Genomic DNA, 19,521 nt, shown 5'->3' with positions numbered 1-19,521 from the left:
GTTACGCATCGCTCAGTGCATTTGCAAAAGCTTTTACGAACCTGATGGGCATGTCACCTGTCCGCTTTCGGAACGCGCAAACGAACTGTTGAACGGCCGACATGAGGGCGACAACTGCCTGTCCGCTAGGCTCAGGGCTCATTCTTTGAGCCAGAAGACGCTTCTGATACAGATGCCAGCTGTAAAAGGGCTTGGATCTGCGGTTCTTTCCGGGCGGAATACAGGCCGTGATATTTTGTTCATCCAGAGAATGCCTGATTTTATCGCTGTCATAGTCCCGGTCACCGAGAACTTCGTGTGTTTCAGTAGGAAGATCAGCCAGCAGAACATCCGCTCCCCTGAAATCACTGACCTGGCCCGCCGTCAGATGAAAGCGGACAGGCCATCCCTGACCATCGCAAAGCGCGTGAAGCTTCGAATTCAGGCCGCCCTTGGTTCGTCCGACATGGCGGGGAAAAGCCCCTTTTTGAGCAGGGACGCTGCCATCCGGTGCGCCTTGAGGTGTGTCGCGTCGATCATCAGACGTTTCGACCGGCCAGCTTTCTCACTCAGAGCACTGAAAATCCGGTCAAAGACGCCCAGACGGCTCCAGCGGCTGAAACGGTTGTAGAGTGTCTTGTGGGGCCGTAGTCCTTCGGGGCGTCTTTCCACCGCAGACCGTTGCGGATCACGTAAATAATCCCGCTCAGCACGCGCCTGTCATCCACTCGTGGAACACCATGAGCCCGCGGAAAATGCGGCTCAATCCGCTTCATCTGCGCTTCAGATAACAAAAACAGATCACTCACAGGCTTCTCTCCCAACAGAAAGCCTGTGAATCATCAATTACGTTTCAATTCAATCTATTAATAGGTCCTAACCCTAGCGCCGTCCTCAAAACAGGCCTGCCGTGGCGCGTTATTACGACCGCTTAAACACAGTTTCTAGTTCAATCATCCCCAGGCGGGCGTCAGCACACAACGTTCCGACAGGAGCTTGAATTCCAATCCAAGCCAGGCATAACTCCCCACATTTTCCAGGAATCATTACATGATTTTTCTTTCCCATAACCGAATTATGTGAAATATTAACTACAATTATTACCGAAATAATAACCAATATTCACGTTGGTCTGTGATTAATTATTTACACCAATCTGTATCCAACACCAGTTTCAGTTATGATATGCTGGGGACGTTCAGGATCAGTCTCAATTTTTTGGCGGATTTGGCGAATATAGACTCTTAATTGCTGCACGTCCCCTGTGGCACCCCAGAGTTGTCCCATGATCATTTGATGTGTCAGCACACGGCCTGCATATTGAACCAGCATACGAAGAATATCCCATTCTCTGGGGGATAGACGGATTTCTTCCCCACAGCGGAATATCTGTCGCCTCACAAGATCAACATTGAGATCATCGGAAACGAAGACGGGTAATGTCCCTTCCTGCTGCAATGCATGACGCAAAGCATTTCGTAGGCGAGCAACGAGCTCTGCCATCCCAAAAGGTTTGGTTACGTAATCGTCTGCCCCCCCCTCCAGAGCCAGGACCTTCCCCCGTTCGTCATCCCGCACGGAGAGGATAACCACAGGTAATGTTGGATAGCTGGCACGGAGCTGATGCAGGACAGCCAGACCATCCATATCTGGCAAACCAAGATCAAGCAGCACGATATCCGGCTGATGCTCCGTTGCCATAGTGAGGGCAGCTTTGCCCGTTCCGGCTGCGATCGTCCGCCATGACTGTGTGACGAGCGTTGTCCGCAAAAGCCGCTGAATGGCCGGCTCATCGTCCACGATAAGTACGCATGGATCGCTCATGCTATTGCCTCTGCACTTGGAGCGAAGGTCATCACGAAATCGGCTCCAGAGCGGTCTGTCCGGTTATGGGCAGTCAGTGTACCTCCCATGGCCTCGACAAACCCCCGTGCGATGGCAAGACCCAGCCCGGTGCCCGGACGCGACCGATCAGCCGTCAAAAAGCGCGTGAATTTACCAAACGCCTTCTCGGGGTCGGCTGTTCCAAGCCCGTTGCCTTCGTCCAGAACATGTATCGTTAGAGCTGCCGCTGCCCGGGATATCCGCATGGTAATTCTGGAACCGGTAGGTGTGTATTTACCAGCATTATCCAGCAGATTAAAGAGAACCTGCTCAAGCAGGACGTCATCCAGAAGAGGCATTGGCAAGTCAGGTTCTGTTTCGAGGACCACCCTATGATCGGCAAGAAGGCGGGTAGCACGAGAGAGAGCGCTTGCCGCGACCTCTGCAAGGTCAACGCGCTCTTTGCGGGGATGCAGCGCGCCAGCTTCCAGCCGAGTCATATCGAGAAGATTCCCAACGAAGCGATTGAGACGTTCGGCCTCCTCTCGGATTGTCGCAAGAAGCTCACGACGATCCTCCTTTTCTAATACGTCGTCGTAGCTATCGAGGCTGGACGCTGCACCAAGGATCGATGCCAGGGGCGTCCGCAGATCATGGGAGATTGATGTCAGCAAAGCGCCCCTAAGCTTCTCAGTCTCAGCGTTCAGTCGAGCTCGATCAAGATCATCAGCCAACATGATCCTTTCAATTGCCAGAGCCGTCTGATCCGCAAGCGCATCCAGAAAACGTTGCTGTTCCGCATCCAGTATAGGGCCTTCCCGGTCGGTATCCAGCCCGATCACAGCGACCGGACCCCGCCCTGTTCGCATTGGGATAAACAGCCAACGTGCACCGGGAAGATTATCCGAACCCCGTCCAGCTACCTTGTCATGCTTCCAGGCCCATGTCGCAGCAGCCAGATCTTCCGGACCAATTTTCTTTCCGGAGTTGTAAGAGGCCTTCACAACGAGAGAGTCGGCGTCACGCGTGAGAATCACGACGCTACAGTCCAGCATCGTTGCGATCTGATGGCTGGCGGCCCAGAGAAGATCGTCCAGGGCAACAATGCCGGCAAGTGTGCGACTGAATTGGTAGAGGGACTGAGTGACCTCCGCCCGGTGGCGTGCAACAACGGCCTGATTGCGGACCCGCGCACCAAGATTGCTGGCAATCAACGCCGTCGCAAAAAAGAAAAATAAAGCGACCACGTTATCAGGAGCGGCGATGGTCAAAGTGTAGAGCGGCGGCAGAAAGAAGAAATTAAAGCAGACCATCCCCAGTAAAGATGCCCACAGGGACGGCCATAGACCGTAGACAACCGCAATCCAGAGAATAGCCGTCAGAAAAGCAAGCGAGACATTACTGACCTCAAACCCTCGGCGCAGCAGGAGCGCTACGGCAACAGTTCCCGCGATGATCAGCGTACTTGCAACATAAGGACCAAACTGATGCGGGCGCACCGCCGGGGGCGTCATGATGATATCCGGTTCGTCGGATATGGAACGCGGGACGACATGCACCGGGAAGCCGTTCGCCCACTGGATGAGGCGTTCTGTTGTCGCGCGTCCCATCCATTGCCGGAATCGCCCCCCCCAGCCACTCCCGGCAGGATGCGCAGCTACGATTTGTGTAACGTTGTGGGTCCGTGCGTAAACCAGAGCGTCCAGTGCGACATCCTGACCGGGAATTGTAGCGGTTTCAGCGCCGAGAGATTGGGCGAGGTGCATCTGGGCAGCTATTCGCGTCCTTGCTTCCTCCATCAGATCCCTGTTCGTCTCGACGTGAAGAACAATCCAGGGAGCGTGGTATCGATCAGCCAGACGCTTTCCGTAGCGCAACAGGCTGGCATCGCGGTCCTGCAAGGTCAGGCAGACCATGATACGTTCGCCTGCCGCCCACGGCCCTGCGATCGCATTAGCCTTCATGTGGTCGACAAGCTGTGCGTCTATCTGCTGTGCTGTCTGTCGGAGAGCCAGTTCCCGCAGAGCCGTCAGGTTCCCCGGAGAAAAATAATGTAGCATCGCCCGGCCTGCTGTGTGCTCTGCGTAGATTTTTCCATCACGCATTCGTTGCAGCAGGTCGTTTGGTGTCAGATCGACAAGCTCGATTTCGTCCGCTTCCGCCAGGATGCTGTCTGGAACGGTCTCGCGTACCCGCACCCGCGTGATGGCAGCGACAACGTCATTCAGGCTTTCAAGATGCTGGATGTTCACTGTTGTCAGAACGTCGATGCCAGCGCCCAGCAGTTCCTTGACGTCCATCCACCGCTTGGGATGGCGAGACCCGGCGACGTTCGTGTGGGCCAACTCATCAACCAGAACAATCTTCGGATGACGAATAAGTATGGCATCCAGATCCATCTCCCAGAGCACATGCCCCCGATAGGACACGGCACGACGCGGTAAGGACTCAAGTCCCTCAACCAGCGCGGCGGTTTCCGAACGCCCGTGCGTTTCGACGACGCCAACAACAAGATCCGCTCCATCTCGCACGAGATGATGAGCCGTCGTCAGCATCTCGAATGTCTTGCCAACACCCGGCGCGGCGCCAAGGAAGATTTTTAGTCTCCCCTGTGCACGCGTTGCATCATCCTTTTCGGTCTGACGCAGCAGGGCATCCGGATCAGGTCTGTCCGAACGGATGTCCATGTCTTATTGCAGGCCGTCAAGAGCGATATTCAGCTCCAGCACGTTGACGTGCGGTTCGCCGAGCCATCCCATCAAAGGCCGGGCGATCATCCGATCAATCAATGCGCGGACGCTCCCTTCCGAAAGATGGCGGACCCTGGCGATGCGCTGCACCTGGAAATATGCAGCCTCTGGAGAAATGTCCGGATCGAGCCCACTGGCCGATGTCGTCACAAGATCCGCAGGAATCTTCCACCCTGCTGCGATCGCTTCAGGATTTTCGGCCTTCAGGCCTGCAACTGTCTCTGAAACACGATCCACCAATGCCCTGGAGGTTGGTCCAAGATTAGAACCAGCCGATGCCGCAGCGTTATAAGGCAACGGGCCGCTTTTGGATGGATCCAGCGGATTTGGGCCGCTGGTCGCGGACAACCTGCCATGGAAATAGCGGGGTTGAATGAAATTCTGACCAATCAGTTGCGAGCCCACAATTTTCCCTTCACTCGTCAGCAGACTGCCCTGAGCTTCATGAGGCATAAGAAGATTGGACAGGGCCGTCATCCCCAGCGGGTATAACAGACCGGTCAGGATCGAGAGGCAGATGAAAAGTGTCACAGCCGGACGGATCTGACGGATAATAGTCATAACAGGATCCTCACACCAGACCGATGCTTGTCACGAGCATATCGATCAGCTTGATGCCAATAAAGGGAACAATAAGGCCGCCCACGCCGTAGACGAGCAGATTACGCCGAAGGAGAGCCGCAGCACCTACAGGGCGATAACGCACCCCCTTCAGAGCAAGCGGGATCAGTGCGATGATAATCAGCGCATTGAAGATAACTGCTGAAAGTACCGCACTTTCAGGTGTCGCCAGACCCATGATGTTGAGGGTGGATAGCTGAGGGTAGAAGCCAACAAACATTGCAGGAATAATCGCGAAGTACTTCGCAACGTCATTCGCGATCGAGAACGTGGTCAGCGCCCCTCGTGTCATTAGCAGTTGCTTCCCGATTCCCACGATCTCGATCAGCTTGGTCGGATCGCTGTCGAGATCGACCATGTTTCCGGCCTCGCGGGCGGCAACTGTGCCGGTATTCATGGCAACGCCGACATCCGCCTGTGCGAGAGCCGGCGCATCATTCGTGCCGTCACCGCACATCGCAACGAGCTTGCCAGCAGCCTGCTCTTTCCGGATCAACGCAAGTTTGTCTTCAGGGGTTGCCTGCGCCAGAAAATCGTCCACACCGCTCTCAGCCGCGATGGCCGCAGCGGTCAGCGGATTATCGCCCGTAATCATGATGGTCCGAATGCCCATACGGCGAAGTTCCGAAAAGCGCTCCCGGATACCTCCCTTCACCACATCCTTGAGGTGAACGACACCCAGGAGTCTGCCGCTGTCTACAACTGCAAGAGGCGTCCCGCCCTGTCGGGCGATACCGTCGGCAATCTGCCTCACCGCACGGACAGACGGAGCATTGTCTCCGACAGATGCCAACACGCTATCAACCGCCCCTTTCCGAATTTGCCTGGAACCAATATCAACACCGCTCATACGTGTCTGAGCGGTGAAGGGCACGAAGTGGGCATCCAGGGCATTCATTTCCCGTCCACGGATGGCAAAGCGTTCCTTTGCAAGAACGACAATGGAACGTCCTTCCGGGGTTTCATCAGCCAGAGATGCTAGCTGGGCGGCGTCGGCAAGTTCCTGCTCTGTCACGTCCGGGACCGGCATGAAATCTGACGCCTGACGATCACCGATGGTGATTGTGCCGGTTTTATCCAGTAGCAAGGTGTCCACATCTCCAGCAGCTTCGACGGCGCGTCCGGACATGGCCAGCACATTGAAGCGAATCAGGCGGTCCATGCCGGCAATCCCGATCGCCGAGAGCAGCGCACCAATTGTCGTGGGGATCAGCGTCACGAACAGCGCAACGAGGATCAGGACCGAGATATGTCCCCCCGCATAATGAACAAAGCTCGGGATTGTGGCCACGGCGATGATAAAAATCAGGGTCATGCCAGCAAGAAGGATCGTCAGGGCGATTTCGTTTGGCGTCTTCTGTCGCTGTGCGCCTTCTACCAGGGAGATCATCCTATCCAGAAAAGTTGAACCCTGGGCAGCCGTAATGCGCACAATGATCCAGTCAGATAAAACCCTTGTTCCCCCCGTTACAGCGGAACGATCACCGCCACTTTCACGAATGACAGGTGCTGACTCACCCGTGATGGCTGATTCATCGACGGACGCGATGCCTTCCAGCACCTCGCCGTCGCTGGGGATAAAGTCACCGACTTCCACCAGAACGACATCACCGACCTCCAGCTCTGGTGCCGGAACCGGCTCATACAGACTATCGTGAGTAAACCGACCCTTATCGTCGGCGATCAAGCGCTTGCCATGTGTCTCTGTTCTTGCCCGACGCAGGCTGTCCGCCTGCGCTTTACCCCGCCCTTCTGCTACAGCTTCAGCAAAGTTGGCGAAGAGCAAGGTAAACCAGAGCCAGAGATTGATCTGGATGGCAAAACCGGGATGTGCTGCCCCGGTCGCCAGGTCCCGGACAAGCAGGACTGTGGTCAGAATAGTAACGACCTCAACCACAAACATGACGGGATTTCGCCACATGATCCGCGGATCAAGTTTGCGGAAACTTTCGCCAATTGCAGGTAAAAGAAGATCGGCACGCATCAGGCTGCTGCTATCCTCGCGACCATAACCTGATGTCCGGGATGCGTCCGAAGGATGAGGAAGATGAGTATTCATGAGAAATCTGCCTCTTAAAACAGGCTGCCGCGCAGCATCGCCAGATGCTCTACGATGGGGCCAAGGGCGAGAGCGGGAAGGAAGGTCAGACCGCCGACGATCAGGATCACCCCCATGACCAAACCGATAAAAAGTCCGGTATCGGTGGGAAATGTCCCTGGTGTCGGCACAGAAATTTTCTTGGCTGCCATGGAGCCAGCAATGGCCAAAACCGGAATGATGACAAAAAACCGGCCGATCATCATTCCAACACCCAGCGTGATGTTCCAGAACGGGTTGGCGGTAAGGCCCGCAAACGCACTGCCATTGTTCGCCGCAGCTGACGTGTAGGCATAAAGCGCCTCGGTAAAGCCATGAGGACCGGTGGCGGACAACGCAGCAAGCCCGGGTTTGATGACGATGGCCAGGGCCGTAAATCCGAGCATCACGAGCGGCAGGCAAAGGACTGCAAGCATCGTCATCTTGATTTCACGGGACTCAATTTTCTTTCCAAGATATTCCGGCGTACGTCCGACCATAAGGCCAGCCATGAAAACGGCTATGATCGCGAAGAGGAGAAACCCGTAAAGACCTGATCCCACGCCACCGAAAATGACTTCCCCGAGCATCATGTTGACGAGCGGCACCATGCCGCCAAGAGCGAGAAAACTCTCATGCATGGCATTCACGGCACCACAGGAAGCATCTGTTGTAACGGTTGCGAACAGAGCGGATGCGGCGATACCAAAGCGTGTTTCCTTGCCTTCCATGTTCCCGAAAGAGGGATCAATGCCCAGAGCAGCCAGTGCAGGATTGGAATGAGCCTCGGACCAGTAGAGAACCGATACGCCGACGAGGAAAAGCGCAACCATCGCCGAGAAAATCGCCCAACCCTGCCGCTCCTTCCCGACCATTCTGCCAAACATGTTGGTCAGTCCGGCTCCCAGCGCAAAGATACATAACATCTGAACGAAGTTTGTCAGCGCACTGGGATTTTCAAATGGATGCGCTGAGTTCGTATTGAAGAAACCGCCGCCATTGGTTCCCAGCATCTTGATGGCTTCCTGAGACGCTACAGGACCAAGAGCTATACTCTGGTGAGCACCCTCAATCGTCAGCGCCGTAGCCGACCCGGAGAGAGTCTGCGGGACACCTTCGAAAACAAAAAACAATGTCAGGAGAACACACGCTGGCAGCAGGATATAAAGCGTAGTGCGAACCAGATCTGCCCAGAAATTACCAATCGTGCCCGCGCTACGACGCGCGAAACCTCGAATGACCGCAGCCGCGATCGCGATGCCGGCAGCTGCAGAAACGAAGTTCTGCGCCGTGAACGCCAGCATCTGGCTGAGATGCCTCATAGTCGTCTCGCCGCTGTAGCTCTGCCAGTTCGTGTTCGTTAAAAAACTGATCGCTGTATTATAAGCGAGATCTGGCGCTACCGCGCCCTGCCCCATTGGATTGAGCGGCAAATGCGTCTGCAGCCTCAGAATTCCATAGACTGCAAGAAAACAGGCAATCTTGAACACCAGGACGGAAAAAGCGTATTGCGTCCAAGACTGTCCCTCATCGGGACGAATGCCAGCGAGGCGGTAAAAAGACCGTTCTAACGGTCCAAAAATTCGTCCGAGAAAATGAGTTTCACCTTCGAGAACGCGTTTGAGAAAACCTCCAATCGGCCTCGTTATGGCGACAACGCACAACAAGAAAAATGCGATGGTGGCCCATCCGGTAATTGACATGATCTAGAACCTCTCCGGACGAAGAAGAACCGCCATGACATAGGCAAGCAGGCCGACCGTCACAGCACTCGCAAGCATAAGTTCCAACGTCATGACCGTCAGATCCTCGCGCAAACGGCAACGAAGCCCATGCAGACAAAAAATCCGATGAGGCCGAGGCCGAGATAAAGACAATCCAGCATGTGAATGCTCCCTCTGATACGAGGCGGATTATCCGATCGAAGCGCATAGGGATGACAGATGGAGCGCGCGCCATTTCTATAGGAAAGTCATAGGAATTACCGGAAAACCGGAGTTTTTGGCAGTTGGAACACTTGTCGTCTCTGGTATCACACGCCTAGCTCAGGGTGCGGAATGCGTTGTCTCTCTACTCTGGAGAGAGCGACGATCTTTCCAGAAATGATCTGACGAGAACTGCTCATGAAGACCAACTTTGCAAAGCGTCATAACCCACTCATAAGACACTTCCAAAGAGCACATTTTTTGAGTGGAGCAATGGTCTTTGCGGCAATGGCCCCTTTACCCGCAGCGGCGGGTACGACTCATGACTGGCTGGACGACATCACCATCGCAGGTCAGATCGAAGGCGGCATCAATGCCAACCCGGCCAGACCAGACAATGGCGTCAATTTTGGACAGTTTTTTGGGGACAAAGCCAATCAGGCCCAGCTTGACCAACTGACACTCACGGTATCCAAGGCGATCGACACAGCATCGCAGGATTACGAAATCGGCTTCATGCTACGGGGCCTCTATGGTTCCGATGGCCGGTACTTCAATATCGCGGGCATTACAGACAGAATGACGACTGACCGATACCAGTTCATCATTCCCCAGGCGCATGTTGACGTTCATCTTCCTTGGCTGACCAAACACGGCCTGGATATGCAGGCCGGAATCCTGACGTCCCCCATGGGCGTCGAAGCGTTGGATCCTTCTCTACGTCCTTTTTATACGCTGTCTTACACGACCGAGTATTCCACGCCCTTTGAGCATGTTGGAGCGATGTTCCAATGGCATCTGACAGACCATTTTGACGCCCTGTTCGGCATTGATACGGGAAACCAGGTTTCATTCGGAAATGGTGACAACAACAATGCTGCTGCCGGCTATTTCGGAGTTTCAGGAAGTGGTCTTGCGCACGGCAAACTCTCCTTCGTTTACTTGGGGCGCATTGGCCCCGAAGATGCAGTCCGCTCACTCGGACAACGTGCCAATACGGCTCAGCGTTTCTGGAACGACCTTAACGCGACATACAAGATCACCGACAAACTTTCGGTCACCGGAGAATTGAATATCCTTCATGATGAAGGGCTTCGGGCGAATACGTACAGTTTCGTCAGTTATTTGAGTTATCAGCTAACACCAACGCTCACCCTGAATTACCGAGGCGAAATCTATCGCGATAATACAGGCCTTCTTGTCACATCTTTCATAGCAAACAATGCCTATATGCAGGCAACACTGGGCAAACCGACGGTCACACAATCTGCTCCACCGACCACATATGGCGCGCTAACGTTGGGAGTGTCATGGCACCCTCTCCTGGGTCACGCCGTCAAGCTGTTTGAGATCCGACCGGAAATCCGTTTCGACCGGTCATTGAATGGTACGCATCCCTTCAATGACCTCCGAAATGCTGGGCAATTCACTTTTGGTGCTGACGCTGTGCTCGGTTTTTAATTACACCGTCAAATTTATCCATGGCATCTATCAGGTATGATCAGCAACATTCCCGGCTTTCTCAAACTTACGAAACTGTTTGATCTCTTTGAAGAGTTCGCAATGGTTTTGCTGACTATATGCATCATGATCGTCGCCTGCCTTGGTCTTTTGCACGTTGTCGTTGCTATAGGACAGATGGTGTGGACAGCGACACTGACCCCTACGAGCCCGGTTGTTCTCCAGAGTATTTTCGGCCTGTTTTTTACGGTTCTGATTGCGCTGGAATTCAAGCACTCCATTCTCGTTATGCCAGAAGCGCAATCACACAGTATGGTTCGCATGCGATCCGTGTTGCTAATTGGGATGATGGCTACTGTAAGAAAATTTATTGTTCTTGATCTGAACGGCGTAAACGTTCAGGAACTCCTGGCCCTATCAGCCTCTGTTCTCGCCTTGGGAATTGTTTACTGGCTGGTGCGTGGAAAGACCGATTTCTCAAAAAATATGACCGCAGTGACCTTGCCCCCTGAAACTCCGTCGATTTGAAGTCAAGGTCTGTCTACTTGAGACGGACGATGAAGAAAGCGCGTTTCACGCAGGAACAGATTATCGGGGTATTGAAGGAGCATCAGGCAGATGCAACGGCTCCCGATCTATGCCGCAAGCACGGGATCAGCGATGCGACGTCGTGCACGTAGCGGTCGAAATATGGCGGGGTGGATGTGTCGGAGGCCCGGCGGCTCAAGAATCTGGAAGTAGAGAACGCTGGGCTGAAGCGGCTCCTGGCCGAGAACGTCATGGACGTCTCGACCTTGAAGAAACTGCTGGCAAAAACTCGTGACGCCCAGTTTGCGGTGGGAAGCCGTGACCTGAGCGATTACGGAGCGGGATTATTCACAGCGATAGGCCGGCCGATTCATCGGCATGGAACCGGAGACCTGGCGGTATGCGTCACGCCGTCCGAACGAAGGCACGGCACGGGTGCGATTGCCCGCGTTGGCCGACGAACGACGCCGGTTCGGCTATCGGCGCCTAGCCGGGACGACTGCAACGCCGTCACTGCGTCGTCCACCTAGATGTTTAGTCCCGGGGTTTGATGGGTTGGATTGAAGATGAATCTTCCTGGATCTGAAGTCCGGATTTTGCAGACATATTCGTAGGGTGTGAGGCCGCTCAGGGTCTTGAGCCTTCGCCCGAAGTTGTAGGCCGCCAGGAAGTCATTGAGGTGTGTCTTCAACTGCTCATGGCTGTCGTAATGGAAGCGTTTGACGGTTGCCTCTTTGATTGTCCGGTTCATCCGTTCAACCTGACCATTCGTCCAGGGATGATTGGGTTTCGTCAGACGGTGTTCGAGCCCGTGCGCTTTACAGATCATGTCGAAGCGCATCTGGCGCGACCAGGCCGTATTGCGATTACGGGGCTGTTCAGCGAACTGGATGCCGTTATCCGTCAGAATGGTATGAATCCGGTAAGGAATGACGCTCAGGAGATGTTCGAGGAATTCCCAGGCCGTCTTCCGGTCGGCTTTCCCGGCCAGTTGTGTGACGGCAAATTTACTCGTCCGGTCGATGGCAACGAAGAGGTACAGCTTGCCTTCAGCGGTCTGGACCTCGGCGATATCGAGATGAAAGAACCCAATCGGATAGCGTTTGAAACGCTGACGTTTGGGCTTGTCTCCCTCGATGTCCGAGACGTGAGATCCCATGACGCTGAAAGCAACGATGCAGGGCGGAGCGTGTCAGACGGGGGATGCTGACCTGCAGGGCATAAAGGCAATCATCCAGCGGCAGTAAAGTGTGGCGCCGAAACGCCACGATCATCGCATCGTCCGTCTCGGAAAGAACCGTTGAGCGCGGCTCTTTGGGACCGGTCTTCTGATCTTCAACGCTCTGACGCTTCCGCCACTTTGCCACTGTTTTCGGGTTAATCCCGAACTCCTCGCTCAGCGCCGCGAGCGAAGCCTGCGATCGCTGTATTGCTGCTCGCATGGCGTGCGTGGTCGTGGCGCTTCCATGACGTATCTGTCCCATAATGCTGCCTTCCACTCGCGTGAAAATATCACACCATCAAACCCCGGGACTAAACATCTAGCCTCAACGGTATCACGTCAGAGTCTTTCGAAGGACATGCCAGAAAGGCATACAACAACCTATAGACGCCAACTCAAAACTGAGGGCACACGGAAGCACGGTCAGCAGAGTCGAGAGTCGTCTGAGGCATGCCCGGAGCATAACACGCCGCGCCTTCTCACAAACTTCCGCTTCTCCCGAGCAAGTCATTACGCGACGCGCGGGTTCGACGCAGTACGACTGACTACGCCATCACCCGCACAAAGCCGAACCCGCTTTATTCTCAAATTGCGCCAAATCCATTGATTTCATCAGCATTTGTCCGGATCGTGACGAGGATTTTCTTGCAACGCCTCCGGAACAGAGCAACGATGGCGGATACTCATCGACAGGACGCGGCGGATCTTTTCGCGCCATTACTGCCGGAACTGGCCCTGAGCCGGCCGGAGGCTGGTCCCGATCCCCGTCTGGTGGAACTGGCCCGTCTGCTTGCCCGCAGGGCGGCGCGGGAATGGTTTGAGGCACAACAGCGGGAGCAGACACAGCGACGCTCCTGAGACCAAGGAAGACAGCGTGATGCGCGTTGCGATCTATGCCCGCTATTCGTCCGACAACCAGCGCGAAGCCTCAATCACCGATCAGCTCCGCCTGTGTCATCTCCATGCCGAAAAGCAGGGCTGGTTCGTGGTTGAGGATTATACCGACCACGCGATCTCAGGAGCGTCCCTCCTACGACCGGGTATTCAGGCCCTCATGGCCGACGCCACACGCGGACGCTTTCAGTTCGTTCTGGCCGAGGCGATGGACCGCCTCTCCCGCGATCAGGAAGACATCGCCGGCCTGTTCAAGCGCATGGCCTTCGCGGGCGTGAAGATCGTCACCCTGTCCGAGGGATAAGTCAGTCACCTGCACATATTGGCCTGAAAGGCACGATGAATGCGCTGTTCCTCAAGGATCTGGCGGACAAGACACGACGCGGTCTGCGGGGCCGTGTGGAACTGGGCAAGTCCGGCGGGGGCAAATCCTACGGCTACGATGTCGTCAAGAAACTCGACGGCAACGGCGAGCGTATCCGGGGCGACCGCGCGATCAATGAGACCGAGGCCGAGATCGTCCGCCGCATCTTCCGGGACTATATCGCCGGCAAGTCGCCCAAACGCATCGCGGTCGAGCTGAACAACGACGGCATCCCGGCCCCCGGCGGTTCCGCCTGGGGTTTCACCACGATCAACGGCAACCGCCAGCGTGGCATCGGGATCCTCAACAACGAGCTGTATGTCGGCAGGCTCGTGTGGAACCGACAACGCTTCATCAAGGATCCGGATACCGGCAAGCGTCAGGCCCGGATGAACCCGGATTCCGAGTGGATCACCCACCACGTCCCCGAACTCCGTATTCTCGACGATGATCTGTGGGAGGCCACGAAGGCCAAGCAGGGTGCACTGAAACTGCGCAAGACCCCGGACGGGGACGGGGAGGAAAACCACTTCCGCGATCGCCGCCGGCCGAAGCATCTGTTCTCCGGCCTTGCCCGTTGCAGCTGCTGCGGTGGAGGCTATTCCATGATCTCCGCCGATCTGATGGGCTGCTCGACGGCACGGAACAAAGGCACCTGCGACAACCGGCAGAACATCCGCCGCGACCGCTTCGAGAAACGTGTTCTCGGCGCACTCTGCCGTCACATGATGGACCCGGCCCTGTTCCGGGAGTTTTGCGACGAGTTCACGAGGGAGACCAACCGGCTTCGCATGGAAAGCAGCGCCGGGATCACGGCAGCTAAATCGGAACTGGCCCGGATCGACAGGCAGATCACCACCACGGTCGATGCCATTGCCGACGGCATGTTCCATCCCTCCATGAAGGAGAAGATGGACGGACTTGAATCCAGAAAGAGCGAGCTGATCCATTTCCTCAAGGACGCGCAGGAGCCGCCGCCCCTGCTGCACCCCGAGATGGCGACCTATTATCGGGTTCAGGTCGCAAAACTCTATGAGGCACTCCAGCACAACGACGACAACACCCGCATTCAGGCGGGCGGGGTGATCCGCTCCCTGGTCAGCGAGATCGTGCTGACACCGGCCGAGGATGAGCTGCTGATCGACCTGCGCGGTGATCTGGCCGGCATTCTGTCGTTGTCGCTGAAAAGCAGAACCCCCGCGCCTCTTATGAGGGCGGGGGTTCCTGATCCGTTCGGATCGCAATTTGAGATGGTTGCGGGGGCGTGCAACCAAAGAAAACTGCTGCTTGTCAGCGGGTTCGTTGAAAGGCTCGCTGCATGACGTAGTCGATTGATAAACAATTGTTTTTATCAATATTTTATCTCGATGCGGCCTTTTTTAGTCAGACCTTGTCGGTCAGCCAGTCCTCGGTCCGAAGACCCTCCACCCGCTGGAATTCCCGAAGGTTTCCGGTCACCACAATCAGCCCCCGGCTCTGGGCATGCCCGGCAATCATGAGATCATACGGACCTACGATACGGCCATTCCGTTCAAGTTCGGCCCGAATGTCCGCCGTATGGGCGGCCGCTTCACTGTCGAATGGCAGGACCGCCAGCCTTGCCGCGAAGCGCTCGACTTCACGCCTTGTGCGCACGGGATCGGACGAGCGTTCCGCATCATAAAGCAGCTCATACAGAACCACGTCCGAGATGCAGAGTTCCTCCGCACAGCTGTTGAACCTCGGACGCAGCCCCTGCGGCCGATCCCGCAACACCCGGATACAGAGGTTCGTATCCAGCAGGTAACGCAGCATTCAGAGCGCCTCACGTTCCTGCATGGCCGGCTGGTTCCGCTCCCCCAGTTCCACCCCGGGAGCCGCAAAGAAATCATCCCACCCTGCGTCGGCCGGGGCGATGATCCGTCGTGAACCTTCGGACACGATGACGACGTCACGCACCTGCTCCCCGAAGGCGACCGTCTTCGGCAGACGCACCGCCTGCGAGCGGTTGGATAGAAAGAGTGTTGTACGGGTCAGCATCGGAGATCCCTCCTCATGGATATGTATCGTGTATATCCCATTTGGACAAAGATGTCCCGTATTTTGGGGCCCTTTGCACCGCATACACACAATCCGGACAGGTGATACAGTGGACCTTCCGTCATGCCCCATGATGGGATCGCTCTCCTCATCTCCCTGCAAGACAAAAAGACAGCATTCATGACAGACAGACCACGAACACGGAGTGACGCTTTCGCCCGCGCAGAAGAACGGGCTCGCCACCTGGCAGCCACCATTCTTGCAGGCCCGGACATGCTGACGGGTGAGGCTTTTGCCCCCCGCCTTGGCCTGACCGTCTCAGACCTGCATGACGTGGAACAAGCCCATGCTATCCTCGTTCTGCCAGAATCCTCACCACGAGAAGCGCGCTATCCGGCCAGGCAGATCAACGCGACGGGACAGCCCTTCCCTGCCCTGCCCGCACTTTTCGACGCTCTGGGCGATAGCGGATGGACCATTCATCGCTTCCTGATGCAGTCTCATCCCGAACTTGCCGGTCAGACAGCCCTGCAAGCGCTTCGCCATGGCAGGGAGGCACTGGTCGTCCGGCTTGCCCGCAGCATTGCCGAAGGAACCTTCGCCTGACCGCCCTCCCTGCCGGTCGAACCTCTTCACTTCACCCCCCGCACACCCTGCGGGCCCGCAACGTGAAGCGTAACCCCGACTGTCCGGCTGCCGGTGTCATGGCAACCGGCCCGATCATCCGCCGCAACTTCAGCACGGTTTCCGTATCATCCCTTTCCCTCAGCACGGCAATCAGCTTGCGGGCCTGTGCCATGAAGCGGCGTGGAGCCGTCAGAACCGCACGCTGGTGGGCGCCGGCAATCTGCAGGCTGGCCCGTAGCCGGGCCGCCCGGTCTTCGAGTTGCTGCATCCGCGTCTTCAGCGCAGGCGTATAGAGCCTGTCTTCAATTGCCGTCATCACTGACTGGATACGCCCATCGACCACCACAAGCTCCTCGCGCTCCCGTTCCATCCGCCTCTCCTGCAGATTGCCCTGCGCCCGGGCCTCCTGCTCCAGCGGTTCCGCATGCAGCATGATCGTAGCGGCGGCTTCCTCCAGCACCGAACGGATTTCCGCATCCATGACCCGTCGCTCTACCGTCCGGCGATTGTCACACGCCTTTTTCCGGGCATGCGCAGCGCAGCCATAGCGTTGCCGTCCGACATGGATGATCTCCCCTTCGCAGAATCCGCAGGCCAGCAGGCGACACAGCCCGGAGGATGCCGGCAGGAGCCCCTGCTCCCGCGCCTTCGCAGCAATCCGCACGCCTTCGGCAATCGCCCGGCTGCGGTTTTCGATTTCATCCTGACGGAACTGCACGGCCTGCCAGAGCGCATCACTCACGATCCGCAATTCCGGCACCTCGGTCCGGATCCAGCTTTCAGGTGGATTGGGCCGGGCCAGGCGACGACCTGTCTGTGGGTCCTTGAGGTAACGCTGCCGGTTCCAGACCAGCACTCCACGATAGAGTTCATTGTTGATGATCCCGGTACCGCGGCTGCGATGGCCCCGGATGGTCGTGCCGGACCAGAGCCGGTTTCGAGGCCCGCAAATATCCTCGGCGTTCAGTATGGCCGCGATACGTCCCGGCGTTTGGCCGTCAGCGAAAACCTTGAAGATCCGACGAATCACCGCGGCCTCACGTTCATTGATCTGTCGCGCCCCCTCTCCCCCTGATCGGTGGCGACATCATACCCATAGGCCAGCCCACCTCCGGAGCGACCCTGTTCCACCCGTCCCCGCAGACCACGGTGGGTTTTCTCGGCGAGATCCCTGAGGAACAGCGCGTTCATCGTGCCCCGGAAGCCCACCTGCAGTTCGTCGACCCGTCCGTCGGACACCGTATGGAGCGCGACCCCGGCGAAACGCAGCCGTTTATGAATCCGCGCCATGTCCTCCTGATCCCGGGAAATCCGGTCAAGCGCTTCGGCACAGACAATGTCGAACTGTCTGGCCCGGCCATCCTCCATCAGGCGCTGAAGTCCGTCGCGTCCCTGCAGGCTGGCTCCCGAGACCGCCTCGTCATGATACAGCCCCGCGATCTCCCAGCCTTGCCGCTCCGCCAGTTCCCGACAGAGCCTCAGCTGATCGTCGATGGAACCGGGATTCTGCAGGTCGGAAGAATAGCGGGCATACAGGGCAGCCTTGAGCATGAGCATCGTCCAAAATTACCCGCTTATGCCCGTTTTTCAGCACCTTGAGATCCTGCTGAGTGATGAATCCCTCCGCCTCCCTCCTCTCTTCGACGGCTGGAAAGAATATAACATCCTGACGGACCACGAATTCTTTTCACCAGAACGGTCTGATGCGAGCGTGATCCTCATCGAAACGCCGGCGCTGCCGGCATGCTTGTCATGTTATTTTATTCATAGGCCAAACGCGCCACGGCCCGGGGAAAACCAGCATGTAGCTGGTACTTCTTCCTCCCGCAGCCTCCCGAACCAGAATATCACGTGATACGAGATCATTAATATCTCGCAGGGCTGTATCCGGGGACGTTTTCGCCAGCTTTGCCCATTTGGATGAGGTCAGCTTACCTTCAAACCCGTCGAGCAGACGGTTGAGCATGAGACGTTGCCGGTCATTGATCGATTGTCCGGCCAGATTGTCCCAGAAACGGGCCTTCTGGATGACTTTTCCCAGAACCAGTTCCGCGCGATCAAAGGCGCGATCCAGAGCCTCCAGAAACCAATGCAGCCAAGGGGTGATGTCCATATCTCCCTTCTGGGTGACCTCAAGGATGGCGTAGTAATCCTTTCGTTCCTGACGGATCTGGGCCGACAGGCTGTAGAAACGCTGCTCTGTCTGTTCCGAACGCGCCAGCATGAGATCGCCGATCACCCGCGCCATGCGCCCGTTTCCGTCCTCGAACGGATGAATGGTGACAAACCACAGATGCGCAATGGCTGCCTTCAGCACCGGATCCAGTGCCTGTCCGGCATTGCACCAGTCGAGAAAGGCCTGCATCTCCACGGGAACCCTGCTGGCTGCCGGCGCCTCATAATGGACTTTCTCCCGTCCGACAGGACCTGAGACGACCTGCATCGGCCCGGTTCCGTCATCACGCCACTCGCCCACCAGAATACGCGACATCCCGTTTCGTCCGGTGGGAAACAAAGCCGCATGCCAGGCGAACAGCCTTTCTTCGGTCAGCGGATCGGCATAATGCCGGGTCGCATCCAGCGTCATCTCCACAACGCCTTCGACATCTCGATCCACTGGCGCCAGTGCGCCGATATCCATACCCAGTCGCAGGGCGATGGAAGAGCGAACCTGCTCGCGATCGAGGTTTTCACCCTCAATCTCGCTCGACTTGATGACGTCTTCCGTCAGGGTCTGAAGCACGGCTTCCGACCTGAAATCGAAACCGAGACTTTCCATGCGCCCCAGGAGCCGACCCTGTCGGTGACGCACCGCAGCCAGTTCATGGGAAATGGTATCCTTGTCCCACCGGAAGTCTGGCCAGTCTTCATGCTGATGAATGTATCGCGTCATATTCCCGGCACTCCTTGCGGAGAATATGACGCTTAATCGCCGCAACTTACAAGACTATATCCGCATGATATGCGGCGAATAAATCCGTTATTCCCACACACGTTGGTTGAGTGGCCAGTAGAGAAGTCCCCCTGCCCTTTTCACCTGTTCTGAAAGGCATTACCCGCCTTTATATTCCGACAGCAATTGGGGGAGAGCAGAACATCTGCTTAGAAACGTGACCGATTAGCACTACAGTTGCATTTTGTGTCGTGAGTGAGCGCGGATAGCGCTGGCCTGATGTGTTCGTCGAAAGACGGACCATCTGAGGATGTGAGCGACGGGTAGTCTGCGTTGT

General features: G+C 56.5%; 19 protein-coding genes and 3 pseudogenes. 7 read left to right on the top strand and 15 right to left on the bottom strand.

Annotated features, from left to right (window positions below):
• Nucleotide 1 precedes the first annotated feature (1 nt).
• From GOB90_RS19870 to GOB90_RS17105, 9 genes and pseudogenes are all read right to left on the bottom strand, one after another.
• Complete coding sequence (locus GOB90_RS19870) at nt 2-424, bottom strand: transposase (RefSeq protein WP_198912642.1); 423 nt, start codon at nt 422-424, stop codon at nt 2-4.
• Nucleotides 421-651, bottom strand: coding sequence for a transposase (locus tag GOB90_RS19865; protein ID WP_146892351.1), 231 nt, complete (start codon nt 649-651; stop codon nt 421-423). The genes GOB90_RS19870 and GOB90_RS19865 overlap by 4 nt, the downstream gene beginning before the upstream one ends.
• Nucleotides 652-674: 23 nt before the next feature.
• A pseudogene (locus tag GOB90_RS19860) lies at nt 675-755 on the bottom strand (IS5/IS1182 family transposase); the annotation flags it as partial.
• A gap of 370 nt (nt 756-1,125) precedes the next feature.
• Entirely contained in the window at nt 1,126-1,803 is a 678-nt protein-coding gene (locus tag GOB90_RS17130) for a response regulator (RefSeq protein ID WP_146892357.1), read from the bottom strand.
• A complete protein-coding gene (locus GOB90_RS17125; protein ID WP_146892359.1) occupies nt 1,800-4,490 on the bottom strand; it encodes a sensor histidine kinase in 2,691 nt (896 codons plus the stop codon). Before GOB90_RS17125 ends, GOB90_RS17130 begins: the two co-directional genes overlap by 4 nt.
• 3 nt (nt 4,491-4,493) lie before the next feature.
• The gene (gene kdpC, locus GOB90_RS17120; protein WP_194300977.1) at nt 4,494-5,114 is read right to left on the bottom strand and encodes a potassium-transporting ATPase subunit KdpC; all 621 of its coding nucleotides are present in this window, start codon (nt 5,112-5,114) and stop codon (nt 4,494-4,496) included.
• 10 nt (nt 5,115-5,124) lie between these two features.
• Nucleotides 5,125-7,233, bottom strand: coding sequence for a potassium-transporting ATPase subunit KdpB (kdpB, locus tag GOB90_RS17115; RefSeq protein ID WP_146892361.1), 2,109 nt, complete (start codon nt 7,231-7,233; stop codon nt 5,125-5,127).
• A 14-nt stretch (nt 7,234-7,247) separates the two neighbouring features.
• Nucleotides 7,248-8,954: a potassium-transporting ATPase subunit KdpA gene (gene kdpA / locus GOB90_RS17110; protein ID WP_146892363.1), complete on the bottom strand. Its 1,707-nt coding sequence runs from the start codon at nt 8,952-8,954 to the stop codon at nt 7,248-7,250.
• 3 nt (nt 8,955-8,957) lie between these two features.
• Complete coding sequence (locus tag GOB90_RS17105; RefSeq protein ID WP_146892365.1) at nt 8,958-9,047, bottom strand: potassium-transporting ATPase subunit F; 90 nt, start codon at nt 9,045-9,047, stop codon at nt 8,958-8,960.
• Between the two features lie 417 nt (nt 9,048-9,464).
• On the opposite strand from GOB90_RS17105, the gene GOB90_RS17100 reads away from it, so the two are divergent.
• The 3 genes and pseudogenes from GOB90_RS17100 to GOB90_RS17090 all read left to right on the top strand — a co-directional run.
• Nucleotides 9,465-10,637, top strand: a complete 1,173-nt coding sequence (locus GOB90_RS17100; protein WP_373322110.1) for an outer membrane beta-barrel protein — start codon at nt 9,465-9,467, stop codon at nt 10,635-10,637.
• A 36-nt stretch (nt 10,638-10,673) separates the two neighbouring features.
• Nucleotides 10,674-11,165 carry a phosphate-starvation-inducible PsiE family protein gene (locus tag GOB90_RS17095; RefSeq protein ID WP_146892369.1) on the top strand — a complete coding sequence of 164 codons (492 nt, stop codon included), beginning with the start codon at nt 10,674-10,676 and terminating at the stop codon, nt 11,163-11,165.
• Between the two features lie 29 nt (nt 11,166-11,194).
• Nucleotides 11,195-11,654, top strand: a pseudogene (locus GOB90_RS17090) (transposase); the annotation flags it as partial.
• 37 nt (nt 11,655-11,691) lie between these two features.
• Here GOB90_RS17090 and GOB90_RS17085 read toward each other — a convergent pair.
• Nucleotides 11,692-12,649: pseudogene (locus GOB90_RS17085) on the bottom strand (IS481 family transposase).
• 410 nt (nt 12,650-13,059) lie between these two features.
• On the opposite strand from GOB90_RS17085, the gene GOB90_RS17080 reads away from it, so the two are divergent.
• From GOB90_RS17080 to GOB90_RS17075, 3 genes are read left to right on the top strand one after another with little or no spacing between them, the layout of a single operon-like run.
• On the top strand, nt 13,060-13,245 hold the full coding sequence (locus tag GOB90_RS17080; RefSeq protein ID WP_146892371.1) for a hypothetical protein: 186 nt from the start codon (nt 13,060-13,062) through the stop codon (nt 13,243-13,245).
• A 19-nt stretch (nt 13,246-13,264) separates the two neighbouring features.
• Complete coding sequence (locus tag GOB90_RS19925; RefSeq protein ID WP_456304223.1) at nt 13,265-13,585, top strand: recombinase family protein; 321 nt, start codon at nt 13,265-13,267, stop codon at nt 13,583-13,585.
• 35 nt (nt 13,586-13,620) lie between these two features.
• Nucleotides 13,621-14,967 carry a recombinase family protein gene (locus GOB90_RS17075; protein ID WP_456304222.1) on the top strand — a complete coding sequence of 449 codons (1,347 nt, stop codon included), beginning with the start codon at nt 13,621-13,623 and terminating at the stop codon, nt 14,965-14,967.
• Between the two features lie 61 nt (nt 14,968-15,028).
• Here GOB90_RS17075 and vapC read toward each other — a convergent pair whose 3' ends face one another.
• Together vapC and vapB are read right to left on the bottom strand one after the other, a co-directional pair.
• Nucleotides 15,029-15,439, bottom strand: coding sequence for a type II toxin-antitoxin system tRNA(fMet)-specific endonuclease VapC (gene vapC / locus GOB90_RS17070; RefSeq protein WP_146892373.1), 411 nt, complete (start codon nt 15,437-15,439; stop codon nt 15,029-15,031).
• Complete coding sequence (vapB, locus tag GOB90_RS17065) at nt 15,440-15,664, bottom strand: type II toxin-antitoxin system VapB family antitoxin (protein WP_146892375.1); 225 nt, start codon at nt 15,662-15,664, stop codon at nt 15,440-15,442.
• 180 nt (nt 15,665-15,844) lie between these two features.
• On the opposite strand from vapB, the gene GOB90_RS17060 reads away from it, so the two are divergent.
• Nucleotides 15,845-16,270, top strand: a complete 426-nt coding sequence (locus tag GOB90_RS17060) for a hypothetical protein (protein WP_146892377.1) — start codon at nt 15,845-15,847, stop codon at nt 16,268-16,270.
• A 31-nt stretch (nt 16,271-16,301) separates the two neighbouring features.
• Here GOB90_RS17060 and GOB90_RS18895 read toward each other — a convergent pair whose 3' ends face one another.
• The 3 genes from GOB90_RS18895 to GOB90_RS17045 form a co-directional block, all read right to left on the bottom strand.
• Entirely contained in the window at nt 16,302-17,321 is a 1,020-nt protein-coding gene (locus tag GOB90_RS18895; protein ID WP_146892379.1) for a recombinase family protein, read from the bottom strand.
• Nucleotides 17,318-17,842: a recombinase family protein gene (locus GOB90_RS17050; protein ID WP_206752485.1), complete on the bottom strand. Its 525-nt coding sequence runs from the start codon at nt 17,840-17,842 to the stop codon at nt 17,318-17,320. The genes GOB90_RS18895 and GOB90_RS17050 overlap by 4 nt, the downstream gene beginning before the upstream one ends.
• Before the next feature lie 199 nt (nt 17,843-18,041).
• Complete coding sequence (locus tag GOB90_RS17045) at nt 18,042-19,184, bottom strand: Fic family protein (RefSeq protein WP_146892384.1); 1,143 nt, start codon at nt 19,182-19,184, stop codon at nt 18,042-18,044.
• Nucleotides 19,185-19,521: the final 337 nt, after the last annotated feature.

Source organism: Acetobacter oeni, from assembly GCF_011516825.1.
Taxonomy (GTDB): domain Bacteria; phylum Pseudomonadota; class Alphaproteobacteria; order Acetobacterales; family Acetobacteraceae; genus Acetobacter; species Acetobacter oeni.
Note: the sequence above shows the minus strand (reverse complement) of the source record. Positions and strands in the feature narration are given on the sequence as shown.

Coding starts and splice junctions, on each gene's coding strand:
- GOB90_RS17130 (WP_146892357.1), bottom strand. CDS start 1,803: ATGAGCGATCCATGCGTACTTATCGTGGACGATGAGCCGGCCATTCAG.
- GOB90_RS17125 (WP_146892359.1), bottom strand. CDS start 4,490: ATGGACATCCGTTCGGACAGACCTGATCCGGATGCCCTGCTGCGTCAG.
- kdpC (WP_194300977.1), bottom strand. CDS start 5,114: ATGACTATTATCCGTCAGATCCGTCCGGCTGTGACACTTTTCATCTGC.
- kdpB (WP_146892361.1), bottom strand. CDS start 7,233: ATGAATACTCATCTTCCTCATCCTTCGGACGCATCCCGGACATCAGGT.
- kdpA (WP_146892363.1), bottom strand. CDS start 8,954: ATGTCAATTACCGGATGGGCCACCATCGCATTTTTCTTGTTGTGCGTT.
- GOB90_RS17105 (WP_146892365.1), bottom strand. CDS start 9,047: ATGACGTTGGAACTTATGCTTGCGAGTGCTGTGACGGTCGGCCTGCTT.
- GOB90_RS17100 (WP_373322110.1), top strand. CDS start 9,465: ATGGCCCCTTTACCCGCAGCGGCGGGTACGACTCATGACTGGCTGGAC.
- GOB90_RS17095 (WP_146892369.1), top strand. CDS start 10,674: ATGATCAGCAACATTCCCGGCTTTCTCAAACTTACGAAACTGTTTGAT.
- GOB90_RS17080 (WP_146892371.1), top strand. CDS start 13,060: ATGGCGGATACTCATCGACAGGACGCGGCGGATCTTTTCGCGCCATTA.
- GOB90_RS19925 (WP_456304223.1), top strand. CDS start 13,265: ATGCGCGTTGCGATCTATGCCCGCTATTCGTCCGACAACCAGCGCGAA.
- GOB90_RS17075 (WP_456304222.1), top strand. CDS start 13,621: ATGAATGCGCTGTTCCTCAAGGATCTGGCGGACAAGACACGACGCGGT.
- vapC (WP_146892373.1), bottom strand. CDS start 15,439: ATGCTGCGTTACCTGCTGGATACGAACCTCTGTATCCGGGTGTTGCGG.
- vapB (WP_146892375.1), bottom strand. CDS start 15,664: ATGCTGACCCGTACAACACTCTTTCTATCCAACCGCTCGCAGGCGGTG.
- GOB90_RS17060 (WP_146892377.1), top strand. CDS start 15,845: ATGACAGACAGACCACGAACACGGAGTGACGCTTTCGCCCGCGCAGAA.
- GOB90_RS17050 (WP_206752485.1), bottom strand. CDS start 17,842: ATGCTCAAGGCTGCCCTGTATGCCCGCTATTCTTCCGACCTGCAGAAT.
- GOB90_RS17045 (WP_146892384.1), bottom strand. CDS start 19,184: ATGACGCGATACATTCATCAGCATGAAGACTGGCCAGACTTCCGGTGG.